Source organism: Arthrobacter sp. Ha26 (genome assembly GCF_059091705.1).
On the sequence record NZ_JBNHGX010000003.1, the window covers coordinates 424,685 to 436,957 of the forward strand.

General features: G+C 63.6%; 14 protein-coding genes and 1 tRNA gene. 9 read left to right on the forward strand and 6 right to left on the reverse strand.

Annotated elements, in window-relative coordinates:
- Positions 1-8: 8 nt before the first annotated feature.
- Both AC5RVY_RS10440 and AC5RVY_RS10445 read right to left on the reverse strand, forming a co-directional pair.
- Complete coding sequence (locus AC5RVY_RS10440) at positions 9-1,121, reverse strand: glutathione S-transferase family protein (RefSeq protein ID WP_493954628.1); 1,113 nt, start codon at positions 1,119-1,121, stop codon at positions 9-11.
- Between the two features lie 17 nt (positions 1,122-1,138).
- Entirely contained in the window at positions 1,139-1,870 is a 732-nt protein-coding gene (locus AC5RVY_RS10445) for a M50 family metallopeptidase (RefSeq protein ID WP_493954629.1), read from the reverse strand.
- A gap of 126 nt (positions 1,871-1,996) precedes the next feature.
- On the opposite strand from AC5RVY_RS10445, the gene AC5RVY_RS10450 reads away from it, so the two are divergent.
- On the forward strand, positions 1,997-2,461 hold the full coding sequence (locus tag AC5RVY_RS10450; protein ID WP_493954630.1) for a GatB/YqeY domain-containing protein: 465 nt from the start codon (positions 1,997-1,999) through the stop codon (positions 2,459-2,461).
- Between the two features lie 82 nt (positions 2,462-2,543).
- Here AC5RVY_RS10450 and AC5RVY_RS10455 read toward each other — a convergent pair whose 3' ends face one another.
- Positions 2,544-2,846, reverse strand: coding sequence for a DUF4193 domain-containing protein (locus tag AC5RVY_RS10455; protein ID WP_009358564.1), 303 nt, complete (start codon positions 2,844-2,846; stop codon positions 2,544-2,546).
- Positions 2,847-3,056: 210 nt separating this feature from the next.
- Between AC5RVY_RS10455 and AC5RVY_RS10460 the strand changes: the two genes are divergently transcribed.
- Together AC5RVY_RS10460 and AC5RVY_RS10465 are read left to right on the forward strand one after the other, a co-directional pair.
- Positions 3,057-4,196 carry a glycosyltransferase family 9 protein gene (locus AC5RVY_RS10460; RefSeq protein WP_493954631.1) on the forward strand — a complete coding sequence of 380 codons (1,140 nt, stop codon included), beginning with the start codon at positions 3,057-3,059 and terminating at the stop codon, positions 4,194-4,196.
- Positions 4,193-5,164 (forward strand): glycosyltransferase family 9 protein, encoded by a 972-nt coding sequence (locus AC5RVY_RS10465; RefSeq protein WP_493954632.1) that lies wholly within the window; start codon positions 4,193-4,195, stop codon positions 5,162-5,164. The genes AC5RVY_RS10460 and AC5RVY_RS10465 overlap by 4 nt, the downstream gene beginning before the upstream one ends.
- Before the next feature lie 330 nt (positions 5,165-5,494).
- On the opposite strand, the gene AC5RVY_RS10470 is transcribed toward AC5RVY_RS10465, so the two are convergent.
- Positions 5,495-6,202 carry an SGNH/GDSL hydrolase family protein gene (locus tag AC5RVY_RS10470; protein WP_493954633.1) on the reverse strand — a complete coding sequence of 236 codons (708 nt, stop codon included), beginning with the start codon at positions 6,200-6,202 and terminating at the stop codon, positions 5,495-5,497.
- A gap of 299 nt (positions 6,203-6,501) precedes the next feature.
- On the opposite strand from AC5RVY_RS10470, the gene AC5RVY_RS10475 reads away from it, so the two are divergent.
- From AC5RVY_RS10475 to AC5RVY_RS10485, 3 genes are all read left to right on the forward strand, one after another.
- Positions 6,502-6,720: a hypothetical protein gene (locus AC5RVY_RS10475; RefSeq protein WP_493954634.1), complete on the forward strand. Its 219-nt coding sequence runs from the start codon at positions 6,502-6,504 to the stop codon at positions 6,718-6,720.
- Positions 6,721-6,886: 166 nt separating this feature from the next.
- On the forward strand, positions 6,887-7,780 hold the full coding sequence (locus tag AC5RVY_RS10480) for an SDR family oxidoreductase (protein WP_493954635.1): 894 nt from the start codon (positions 6,887-6,889) through the stop codon (positions 7,778-7,780).
- Positions 7,781-7,954: 174 nt separating this feature from the next.
- Positions 7,955-8,236, forward strand: a complete 282-nt coding sequence (locus tag AC5RVY_RS10485; protein WP_493954636.1) for a hypothetical protein — start codon at positions 7,955-7,957, stop codon at positions 8,234-8,236.
- Between the two features lie 610 nt (positions 8,237-8,846).
- Here the strand turns inward: AC5RVY_RS10485 and AC5RVY_RS10490 are convergent.
- On the reverse strand, positions 8,847-9,005 hold the full coding sequence (locus AC5RVY_RS10490) for a hypothetical protein (RefSeq protein WP_493954637.1): 159 nt from the start codon (positions 9,003-9,005) through the stop codon (positions 8,847-8,849).
- Between the two features lie 300 nt (positions 9,006-9,305).
- Between AC5RVY_RS10490 and AC5RVY_RS10495 the strand changes: the two genes are divergently transcribed.
- Both AC5RVY_RS10495 and AC5RVY_RS10500 read left to right on the forward strand, forming a co-directional pair.
- Positions 9,306-9,461 (forward strand): hypothetical protein, encoded by a 156-nt coding sequence (locus tag AC5RVY_RS10495; protein ID WP_493954638.1) that lies wholly within the window; start codon positions 9,306-9,308, stop codon positions 9,459-9,461.
- A 377-nt stretch (positions 9,462-9,838) separates the two neighbouring features.
- Entirely contained in the window at positions 9,839-10,624 is a 786-nt protein-coding gene (locus tag AC5RVY_RS10500; protein ID WP_493954639.1) for a hypothetical protein, read from the forward strand.
- A gap of 85 nt (positions 10,625-10,709) precedes the next feature.
- Here AC5RVY_RS10500 and AC5RVY_RS10505 read toward each other — a convergent pair.
- Positions 10,710-10,792, reverse strand: a tRNA-Leu gene (locus tag AC5RVY_RS10505).
- Positions 10,793-10,963: 171 nt separating this feature from the next.
- On the opposite strand from AC5RVY_RS10505, the gene AC5RVY_RS10510 reads away from it, so the two are divergent.
- Entirely contained in the window at positions 10,964-12,268 is a 1,305-nt protein-coding gene (locus AC5RVY_RS10510) for a M20/M25/M40 family metallo-hydrolase (RefSeq protein ID WP_493954640.1), read from the forward strand.
- Positions 12,269-12,273: the final 5 nt, after the last annotated feature.

Genomic DNA, 12,273 nt, shown 5'->3' on the forward strand with positions numbered 1-12,273 from the left:
CCGCCAGTCTAAACGAGCAAGCGCTTTCCTGAGGGCGTCGCACCGTGGCCGGGAGCAACTTCTTCTCCCGCCTTCACCGGTCCCGGTGCCGTGCCGTCCCCGAACGGCCGCCCGCCCAGGGATTCGCGCCCATGGTCCTCCAGCCACCCGCCCAGGGCGGGGCCTGCGGGAACGATCCCGGTCGGATTTATGTCCTCATGCACGATGTAGTAGTGCTGCTTGATCTGCACGAAGTCGATCGTGTCCCCAAAGCCCGGGGTCTGGAAAAGGTCACGGGCGTACTCCCAGAGCGCCGGCATCTCGCTGAGCTTCTGGCGGTTGCATTTGAAGTGGCCGTGGTAAACGGCGTCGAACCGGACCAGGGTGGTGAACAGCCGTACGTCCGCTTCCGTGATGGTGTCACCTACCAGGTAGCGCTGCCGCGACAGGCGTTCCTCCAGCCAGTCCATGGCGGTCCAGAGCCGTTCGTAGGCTGCGTCATAAGCTTCCTGCGAACCGGCAAAGCCGCAGCGGTAGACCCCATTATTAACCTCGGTGAACACCCGCTTGTTGACCTGGTCAATCTCGTCCCGAAGATGCTCGGGGTAAAGGCGTGGCGCACCGGGCCGGTGGAACTGGGTCCATTCGGTCGAAAAATCGAGCGTGATCTGCGGGAAGTTGTTGGTCACCACTTCGCCGGTGGCTACCTCCACGATCGCCGGAACCGTGATGCCCCGGGGGTAACCCGGGAACCGCTTGAAGTAGGCCTCCTGGAGGCGCTCGATGCCGAGGACCGGATCCACCCCGCCCGGGTCAAGGTCGAAGGTCCAGGACCGGGCGTCGTGGGTAGGGCCAGGCTGGCCGAGGGAAATGGCATCCTCCAGGCCCAGCAGGCGGCGGACGATCACGGTCCTGTTGGCCCAAGGGCAGGCCCTCGCGGCAACGAGGCGGTAGCGTCCAGCCTCGGCAGGCCAGCCCGGCTCTCCGTTGGGACCTGTCCTGCCGTCGGCAGTGATCCTGTCCTCGATGTAGTTGGTGTCGCGGTTGAACTCCGCCCCGCCCGTCACATACGCGCCGCGTGTGCTGTATTCAGTGGGACTGCTGCCTGGCGCCTGCTGTGTGCTTTCCGTTTCCTGCCTCATGAATCCACCCTATGCGCCTACTGCAGGATTGTTGCGATGGGCTGCCAGGCCACCAGCCAGGAGGCTGCCACAAGGAGACTGAACAGGAGAATCCAGACGCCGGAAGGGACCGCTGTCGCCCGGTACAGCAAGTAGGCGTCGGACGTGGCCAGCCTCTCCCTCCGGCGCAGGTGGACATGGGTGAGCTTGCCAAGGTCCCGCACCGCGCCCACCAGGAGTACCAGGCCGAGGGTAACGGCGACGTGGCCCACGAACGGGGCAGGAACCAGTAGCACCAGCGCGAGGCAGCCAAGGATCGCTCCGCCGGTGATAATGAAGCCTGTGGCGTTGCGGAGGAACAGGAACGCCGCGGCCATGGCGAGGGTACTGGACGCAATGGCGGCAGGCCCCCAGCCGTTGAAACCGCACCAGACAAACACGGCACCCACCACGGCAGGTACGGGGTAGCCCCAGAAGCAGGACCACGCGGAGGCAAGCTTGCTCCGGCTGTAGGTTGTAGTGGTTCCCGAATGATCGAACCTCAGCTGGATTCCGGAGAGCCGCTGCCCGCTGGTCACGGCGGCGAAGGCGTGTCCCAGTTCGTGCGTGGCGGTGGCGAGTAAACCCACATACCTCCAGGACCGGCGGGGGATGGACAGGGCCGTCGCTATGGACACCACCAGCAGCAGCTCCGTGATCGTGATGGCCGGGACATCCGTCCGGCTGAACGCATGGATGAAGGCGGCCCACAGGTCCGTGGGGAAGCTCACGGGGTCCGGGCCGGGAATGGGTGGTCAACGTCAGGCATAAGCCCCTACGGTACTAGGGATGGCTGGGAGCGGCCGCAGCTCAGCTGTGCACCGTCTTGGAGCAGGAACAACAGGAACAGAGGAAACGTGTCATCACTGAAAGAACGGCTTCAGGCCGATGTTGTCATCCATATGAAGGAGCGCAACAAGACGGCCCTGACAACGGTCCGGAACGTCCTGGGTGAAATCGAGACCCGGGAGAAGTCGGGCAAGACCCCGGTGCAGCTCGATGACCTGCAGGTGACATCGCTGCTTCAGAAAGAAGCTGCGAAGCGCCGCGAAACGGCGGGAATCTACACGGAAGCGGGTCAACCGGACCGTGCGGCGGCGGAAATCGCCGAGGCGGAAGTCATAGAGTCCTACCTGCCAAAACCGCTGTCCCGGGAGGAAGTTGAAGGAATCGTGGACCGGGTCATTGCCGGGCTCCGCTCCGGAGGCCAGGAATTGTCGCCCCGGCACATGGGCGAGGTTATGAAGCCCGTAACTGCAGAAGTGGCAGGGCGCTTCGACGGAAAAGAAGTCAGCCAGATCGTGCGGCGGAAGCTTGCTTAAAGCGCAGAGGCACGTCTCCGCATGGGACGTGCCTCTTGCTCAGTTGGCGGATTGGCCGTAGCCGCTCCAGGTGACCGCCTGATCAGCCCTCGCACTCGGTGCAGTAGCTGTGGCCATCCTTCTGGCGAGCAATCTGCGAGCGGTGACGCACCAGGAAGCAGGAGTAGCAGGTGAACTCGTCATCCGCCTGCGGAATGACCTGAACCACGAGCTCCTCGGCGACAAATTCGCCGCCAGGTACGCCCGCGCCGTCCAGGCCGTCGGCTTCATCCAGCTCGAGCACAACGCTGCGCGCGTCGGGAGCATTTGCTGACTGGAGCTGCTCGAGTGAGTTGTCCTGCGATTCCTTGACGTCGGAACGCAGTTCATCGTAATCGGTTGCCAATTTAGGTGCTTCTCTTTTCTTTGGTTCGTCTGTCGCGTATGAAACGTACAGCATCATCCCGGTATTCCCCAATAGGCGGAGTATATTGACCGGCGTCTGGGTACAGGTTCAAAGGAAGGCCGTGCCAGGATTCGTCACGTTGTTGCGGCGGCACGGGAAGGGGAGGCCGCGGCAAAAGGAGCGGCCCCGGCTTTAGGTGAAGGGGTATATGTGGAGCAGCTGACGGCAGAATTCGGTGGTGCCGGGCGGGTTGGCACGGGTGTTGGTCCCGTCCTCGAGAAGTTTGACGCGGTAAACAGGATCGCTGTCCTGAGGGGCGGCGGGCTGGGTGACCTGATTTTTGCCATCCCCGCTATGGCCGCGTTGAAGGCGGCATATCCGGAAGCGTCCATAACACTTCTCGGCACTCCGGCGCATAAGGCTCTGATAGCTGCGACACAGGGCCCGGTGGATGAAGTGTGTGTCCTGCCTTTCTCCGAGGGCGTCCGGCCGGGGGAGGAAAACGAGGAGGAGCTGGACAGGTTTTTCCAGGACATGCGGGCCCGCCGCTTTGACCTTGCTGTCCAGCTCCATGGCGGGGGCCGGTACTCGAATCCTTTCCTGCTTCGGCTCGGCGCCCGGCACACCGTGGGAACCCGCACGGCGGATGCAGCCAGCCTGGAGCGGACCGTGCCTTACCTTTACTACCAGCATGAACCGTTGAGGGCATTGGAAGTGGCAGGTTTCGCCGGGGCTTTCCCGGCTGATCTTGAGGCGCGGCTCGCTCCCGCGGAGGACTTGGGCGCCTACGGCGGTACGGACGACGGTGCCCAGCCTTTGGTGGTGATGCATCCCGGCGCGACGGATCCCCGCCGTCGCTGGCCCGCTGAGAGGTTCGCTGAACTCGCCGCTGCCTGCGCTGCAGATGGCTTCCAAGTGGTTGTTGTGGGAGATCAGAGCGAAGAGGAACTCGCATGCCGCATTGTTGAACTGGCAGCCTCGGGACAAGTCAGGTCCGTGGCGGGAGAGCTGGACATGGCAGGTTTGGTGACGCTGTTGGCAGCCGCGGCGGTGGTGGTTGGAAACGACAGCGGACCGCGCCACCTTGCCCAGGCCCTCGGAGTGCCAACAGTGGGGATCTTCTGGGCAGGCAACGTCATCAATGCCGGGGCGCTCGGCCGGAGCCTTCATCGCATCCACGCTTCCTGGGTGACTGCCTGTCCTACATGCGGGATCGATGTCACGCAGGTGGGCTGGACCGCACCCCGGTGCCCCCATGACGATTCGGTGGTGGCAGAAATTGCGGTACGGGATGTCCACGAGGATGTTCGCAGCCTGGCTGCCACTGACTTGAGCGGGCAAAGCGCATGAGCGTTCCGGAGAATGACGTGGCCGTGAAGAGTGACGAGGTTCCTGATGGGAAACCCGAACTCCTGGTCCTTCGGGCGCTTAAGCTCGGGGACATGCTCGTGGCCGTCCCGGCGCTGAAGGCCCTCCGCCGGACTTTCCCTGAGCATCGGCTGCGGTACGCGGCCCAGGGGTGGTTGTCGGAGGCGTTGGGCCTGGTAGGTGGTTACGAACTCTTTCCCACCCATGGCCTGGATGAACCTTTGGCCATGGAGCCCGGCGTCGTGGACGTGGCCGTGAACCTGCACGGCAGCGGGCCGGAGAGCCAGGGCAGGATCGAGGCGCTCCAGGCCCGGCAAACAATAGGGCACCGAAGCCAGTATCGCGACGGTCCGCCCTGGCGCGCGGAACTGCACGAACGGGAACGCTGGGTCAGGCTCCTGGAATGGCATGGCATTGAGGCGGATCCCCTGGATATCCACCTCAACAAACCCCACATGCCAAGCCCCGTTCCCGGTGCCACCGTTTTACATGTAGGTGCCGCCTACGGCAGCCGCCTTTGGCCTGCCGAGCGCTTCGCGGCAGTTGCGTCCGCGCTCGCCGGTGCCGGGCACAACGTGGTCTTTACCGGTGGCGGCGGGGAAAGGGGCCGTGCACTCGATGTCTGCCGCCGGGCCGGCCTTCCGGAGGAAACTGTGTTGGCGGGGCGGCTGGGGCTGGCCGAGTTCGCCGCCGCCATAGCGGCGGCACGCCTGGTCATTTCCGCCGATACGGGAGCCGCGCACCTGGCATCGGCGTATGGAACGCCGTCAGTGGTGTTGTTTGGTCCCGCTCCGCCCGAGATCTGGGGTCCGCCCCCTGGTCCGCACGTGGTCCTGACCCGGTCCGAGCTGCGGCGGGGAGACACTTTCGCCGACCAGCCGGACCCGGCGTTGCTGGCGGTTACAGTGCCGGACGTCCTTGCAGCAGCCCGTGAGCTGGGGGTGATGTAGGACGCTGGTCCAGCCTGCACTGGCGGGGCCGCGGCCTCTTGTTTGAGGCGGTGAAGCACTAAGATGTAGGCATGGGCGCTGAGATTGCAATTGCCTTGGTGTTGACGATGGTGTTCGTCTGGATGGTGGGAACTTTCGCTATCCTGTCCAGGATTGACCGGCTCGAGCGGCGCGCCAGGCGCCGCGAGCGGAGAGCGGCCGCGGCTGAAAATCGAAGGACCAAATTTCGGCCGGCAGTGGCTGGGTCCCGGCTGGTAAAACGTGGGAAGCGTCCGCGCATTCGAAGCCTGCCGCACTGATGCAGTTAACCAACCGGTAGTACAGCGGCGTTTAGGTGCCTGGGTCCGCGGGTGACTTCGGCGCGGCTGAAAGCTCCCGGTACCCGTCGGCAACAACGAGTGAATGCGGGCCGGTGTGGGCGGACCGGACCAGCGTGCCGATGGCTGCCGCGATCTTCCGTCCGCCTTGGGATGACGGTTCGATGGGATTCGCATAGTCCCCGTCTTCATTGCAGATGAGCCGCAGGTCTATCAGCGGCGATCCGTGCAGGAAGGCAGCCCTGGTAATCGAATCGTTGAAAAGGGACAGCGCGGCCTTGATGACCTTCTGGTTCGGCTCTGAGGGGGGCGTGTCGTAGATGGTGCAGACCGCCGTCGGCAATCCCTGTGCCAGGACGGCAGGAAGCATCGTCCGGTAGTCGGCGTCGAACGTGTCCTTGGCGGCGCCCAGCTTCAGCAGTGCCTCGGCCACTGTTGGCGCAGGTTCCTGCAACAGCGGCGCATAACCTAGCGCGTCGTTTCCTCCCGCGCTCACTACCAGGTGGGTCGCGTCCGCGGGGAGGCGGCCAAGCTGGCGGACGACGCCGGTGATAACGTCGCCGTCGATCGCCAGAAGGGAGCATTTCCAGCCCGGCAGCTCCTGCCGCAGTTGGCTGATGACGTCCGGGCCGCCGCCAACGTAGGCGCCGTTGTCGAAGATGGAATCGCCCACCAGGACCACATGGCCCGGCTCTCGGCGGCTGCCTGCTGCAACATTCATGGGGCCATGTTCCATGCTTGCGCCGGCAAGCACCAGCTTAATTGCGGCAGCATGCCCCGGGTGGTGGGTGACGATCGGCCGGTGGCGTTCCCATAGGGGGTACTCCCTAAGCCGAACGGTGGAGTAAAGGGGTAGAAGCCACCCTTATGTGGCTAGGGCGCTGATGGTAACTTCTCCAATGACGGGAGCCGCAACACACTGGCTGGCCCGTGCCGCAGGGATCAGCTGGGATCCCAGTTCATACTCCGCCGAATCTGCCGGTGGTCCAGCTCATCAGATGTCCTGTTCAGGAGACGTAGATGTTCCAACGCATTGCAGCAGTCTGTGCTGCCGTTTTGGTGGCCTTAGTCCTTCATAGCGCGGCCGGTGTACTGGCCGCTCCAAACATGGAGGCAGGCGATGACCTCATCACCTATGCCGACTGCCCACTGGAGCGGATCGGTGACCAGCTCGTGCGTTGCGATAACCTCACCGGTGCCGGAGTAGCGGCACCCTTCTGGATTCCTGAGCAGGGGTAGCCGAAGCTCGAAGAGGCGAACCCGCGGACGAATTGTCCACCGTTGCCGGCCTCTGTCACTGTGGCCCTCCCGACCCTCCATCCGGCGGCACGTTGACGCCCACGGGGCCGAGTCCTAAGCTCCGAACAGAACACCACCTGCCTTTGTGTTTCGGAGTTGAGCGGCCATGATTCTTGTTGTCGGTGGCACCGGCGATCTGGGCAGCCGTGTAACGAGGCGGCTGCGCTTGGGGGAACAGCCGGTCCGCTGCCTTGTCCGGACCAGCAATAACGACGCGGAGTTGCGCGGGATAGGTGCCGAGGCGATGCATGGTGACCTCACCGTACCTGCCGGGCTGCGGGCGCCATGCCACGGAGTCGATACCGTCGTCGCGACTGCAACGGCGATCGGCCGGCGGCTGGCCGGTGCCTCCACTTCCACCATCAGGGAGGTTGACGAGGAAGGCATGGGCTCCTTGGTGGATGCCGCCGAGGCCGCGGGTGTGCAGCGGTTCGTCTACCTCTCCTTCACAGGGGTGGACAAACCCGTCGGCACTCCGCTGGAACACGCCAAGCTCGCGATCGAGAAACGTCTGGCCAGATCCTCCATGCAGGCGGTCATTGTGCGTGCAGATGCTTTCCAGGAGGTCCATCTCGCTCCGATGGCGCGCTTTGACATTGCCAACGGGAAGGCAGCCATTATTGGCAAGGGCAACACCAGGCGACGCTGGGTTGCTACGGAGGATGTCGCCGCCCTGCTCTGCGCCGTAGCCGTTGAGCCTGCCCCGCCGGCACTTATCGAGTTCGGAGGTCCGGAGCCCCTAACCAAGAATCAGGCCGTTGCGGTCGCTCAGGAGCTCACACACCGGCGAATGAGGGTCCAGCACATGCCCCGTACAGTAGCCCGCGTTGCGGTGCGGCTGCTCCGACACCGCAATGATGCCCTGGCTTCCGCCTTTGGCGCCGGGCTGCACCAGGACCTTTACGAGGCTACATGGGATGACGCCCCCCTGCTTCAGCGCGGAATCATTCCAAAGCCAGCCTCGGACTACCTTCGAGAGCAGGCAAGCTGGCTACCCTAGGGTGCCACTGGCCGATGGGTAAAGCTGTGGACAGGTCCAAGGCCGTGGGGCCGGGCTCACGCCTTAGCCGAAGGAAGCCCATATACGGGAAATGGCAGAACCGGCCCCGATAAGTCAGCGGAAAATCATCCAGAAGACACGTGGAGGCAACCTCGCGCCGACACAATTGGGGGCATGGGCAACACCTGGAACAGGCACAGACGGGTCAGGATCGGCGGGGAGCAGTTTCCTGTCGGTTTCCATGATGCGCTCGCACCTGGAGATGCTATCGAAGCGTTTTACAAGAACACCTTGGTCCACCGCGGGCCGGTCACGGAGATCGTCCCGGGCCATGGACTGCTCTGGATTCTCGACACCCTGACGGGCAGCCGCTGCCTTCTGGACAGCTCAGAACTCGAGATCGTGCGCTTGCCGGTGCATTACCGTGAAGTCGCCATCCGGGCGCCTGGTCCATAGCGGACGGCGGGGACCCGGGCGAGAAGCAGCCACCCGCCACCGGGATGATGTGACGGAGTCTGGATTCTTACCCGCGGACTTTCCTGGTGCGCAACCTGCGTAGTCGTTGGGGGGCCTGCCCGGTGAGGGGCCGGACGCGGCGCCAAGGCCTGTGGGGTCGGCTGATGTCCGGTGCAGCGGTCGCTGGAGCAGAGGCCACCAGCGAGGACCCGTTCCTGCGGCGGCGCAGCCGCAGGAGGACGAACACGGTCAACCCAATCCAAACAAACGCAGCACCGAGAATAAGGATCACCGCAGGAATCGTATCCATGGCTTAGTTTAGGGACGAAGCCGTCTGGATATCCTCCTCGGTCCGCAAGGGTTACTAACACGTAATTGCAGCGATGCGGCCGTTACCCATTCATGATCTTCCAAGCGCAGGTCACCGCATCGACTCGTCTTTGGCGGACTCTGAAGGCGTGGTTTCCGTGGTTGACGCCAACAAAGCCTGGACGACGACGAACGCCAGCAGGCGGGACCAACAGCTGTGAGCAGGAGCGTCACGGGTGAAAGATCCTGGGATTCCAGTCCCATCCAGTCGGGAGGGGTTTTGGCCCCCTCCAGGGTGGGCTTATCGGCCATTCCTTGCCGGCTCCTCGTCACGCTTGCGCCGCCGTTCGTCTGCCTGGCCGATGCCGTCGCGGACCCCGGCGCGGATGACCCCGTAGAGGACGTAAAAGAAGATGGCGGCGAAGACCAGATTCAAGATTACGGCGTCCGGATCAAGCATGGCGTGTGCCTCCCACTGGCCAGAACTCCTGAACTCCCGCTGCGGCGTCCCGCATCCGTCCTCCTTCGAGAACGATGGAGCTCTCTTCCATGCCGAAGTCCTTCCACTGGCCAACCATGCGAAGGTCACCTGCTGGAGGCAGCGGCCACAGCCAAAGACTGCCTGTTCCGGCCAGCTCGTCACCGCCACCCCACCGCCGCCGTTGTTTAGGACAAGAGTTGGCGGTCCCGGCTCCTCGTTGCTGCCCATGAACCCGTAGGGGCCCCGCATTCCCGTGCTGGCCTTTGATCCATCAGGAAATTGGACGCCGAACATCAACATGGTCTGCTGATCTTTGCCACGGCGAATACCCATCCCGGGCTGAAAGAACACGGCGTGCTTGTCAGCCCAGACATCCTCATCTTCTCGCCACGACGGAAAACCCAGGACAAACTGAAAGAACAGCCCGTGGAGTAAACCTCAGCACTCTTGATCGCCACCACACTCGTGGGGCTGCGGTGCAGAAACTCACCGACATGGACCACCACCGGCAGCTCATAGGCAGGTGGAGCGGCCCAAGGTGGCGGGACGAACCTGGTGGCCTGAGGCCGCTGCGGGGAAGGTGGTACGGGGAAGTCCTGGAAAAAGGTCACTCAACATCCTCAGGTCCGCTGGTTGCGACTGACCAGCGGAACGCGGCATGGCCGCGCTGGATCCCCCAATCCGTCCTTACCCGGCACAGTCTACGTCCTGGTGTGGGGCCTTGGGCCCGGATTCTTGCGGCAATCTTGCCCCCTCACCTGTATCGCAAACGCCGGACATCTGCGCATGCTTCTCTCTGGCGGCAAGGATTGATGGGGGAGGCAATGAACAAAACGGCGGCAGTACTGGCGGCCACAAGCCTGGCACTGGCACTTACCGGCTGCGGCGAAGGTTCGGGCCCCCTCTACGGCGCCGGGACCCCCAGGATTCCCTTACCAACGGCATCAGGTGCCGACGTCGCAGGTCCAGCCAGCCCCTCACCGTCAGGGCAGGCTGGGGATGCCGATGCCCCGCTAAAGGTTACGGTCATTCCCTTGGGCAAGAATAACGGGGTCGAGGCCAGGTTGCCCATCAACGGCTACTTCGCCGCCCCGGGCATGGAGATCACGTTTGATGCCTCATCGTCCGTGGGGCCGGTGGAGAAATACGAGTGGGACTTCGATGGCGACGGCGTTTTTGATGTGACGACCGCTGGCCCGATCTTCAAACACGCCTACATTGGCGAGTTCGACGGCGAGATGATCCTTCGGGTGTCGAACGTTGTTGGTGGCTCGCACACACTGCGGACCCCGGTCCACGTCAGTACGAAGCCGTTTCGCCAGCGGCTGGCACCGCCACTCAATGTCCAGGTGGAGGTTCTCTCGACGAGTAACGGCATCAGCGAAATCAAAGTGGGTTGGGAGTCAGATGATCCGGCGGCCGATTCCTGGGCTGTTGCCATCAACGGCATGCCGGTCGGCCGGATCGAAAGATCTGCTCGCTCTGTCACGGTCACGGATATTGAACGGAAGGAGCAGGTCCTTGTAGAGGTATTTGGCATAACTGCCGATCTGGCAGTTGGCGACCGTGCGGGGACTACCCTTCCAGCCGCCAAGTAACGGGGCAAGGGAGAACCGGGTCGGCACGATGGCGAAGGCACAAAAAAGCCCCGGAAAATCAATGATTTTCCGGGGCTTCCCTTTGTGCGCGGAGGGGGACTTGAACCCCCACCCCCTTTCGAGGACTAGCACCTCAAGCTAGCGCGTCTGCCATTCCGCCACCCGCGCAGGTGGTAATTCGGAAACCGTTTCCGCCTTTCAGCGTTTCGCGTTTCTCCGAAGCAGCGAGAAAAACTCTAACACGACTTTTCCTGAAACATCGAATCGGGCCAAGTGGGTAGGCTGAGGGCAGTGCGCCAGCGCTGCACCAGCCAGTCATTTCCCAGTGAGGAGCCCTCCATGCCTGACGTCCTGCCCGAGGATGAAGTTGTCCGGATCTGCCAGGAGCTCATCCGGATAGACACCTCGAACTACGGTGACGGGTCAGGGCCGGGGGAGCGGGCCGCCGCCGAGTACGCGGCTGGCCTCATCGAAGAAGTCGGCATGGAGGCCGAGATCTTCGAGTCTGCTCCCGGACGGGCGAACGTGGTAACCCGGATGGCCGGCTCGGACCCTTCCGCAAGCGCCCTGGTGGTGCACGGCCACCTCGACGTGGTGCCGGCGCTGCGGGACCAGTGGTCCGTGGATCCGTTCGGCGCCGAACTGAAGGACGGTCTCATCTGGGGCCGCGGCGCCGTCGACATGAAGGACATGGACGCGATGATCCTTTCCGTCCTGCGAAGCTTTGCCCGCACCGGAAAGAAGCCCAAGCGGGACATCATCTTCGCGTTCTTCGCCGACGAGGAGGCCGGCGGTGCCATGGGCGCCCGGTATGCAGTGGACAACCGGCCGGAGCTCTTCGATGGTGCCACCGAAGCCATCTCCGAGGTGGGAGGCTTCTCGGCCACCATCGGCGGGCAGCGCACCTACCTGCTCCAGACCGCGGAGAAGGGCATCTCCTGGCTGCGCCTGGTGGCGCACGGCAGGGCAGGGCACGGCTCCCAGATCAACACCGACAACGCCGTGACCCGCCTGGCGGCAGCCGTGACGCGCATCGGCGAGTACAAGTGGCCCATCGAACTGACGCCCACCACCAGGCAGTTCCTGGACGGCGTGACCGAACTCACCGGGGTGGAGTTCGACGCCGGCAATCCGGACCTGCTGCTGGACCAGTTGGGAACAGTGGCTCGTTTCGTCGGCGCCACCCTGCAGAACACCACCAACCCCACGCTGCTCAAGGGCGGTTACAAGCACAACGTCATCCCGGAATCCGCTGAGGCACTCATCGACTGCCGCACCCTGCCCGGGCAGCAGGAACACGTCCTGGAGATCGTGCGGGAACTGGCAGGGACGGGAGTGGACGTGAGCTATGTCCACAACGACGTTTCCCTTGAGGTCCCGTTCGCCGGCAACCTGGTGGATTCCATGATCGATGCCTTGCATTCCGAGGACCCCGGCGCCAAAGTGCTGCCCTATACCCTGTCAGGCGGGACGGACAACAAGTCCCTCAGCCGGCTCGGTATCACCGGCTACGGCTTTGCACCCCTTATGCTCCCGGACGAGCTGGACTTCACCGGCATGTTCCATGGCGTGGACGAACGCGTCCCCGCTGATTCGCTCAAATTCGGCGCCAGGGTCCTCAACACCCTGCTCACCAACTACTAGGCAGT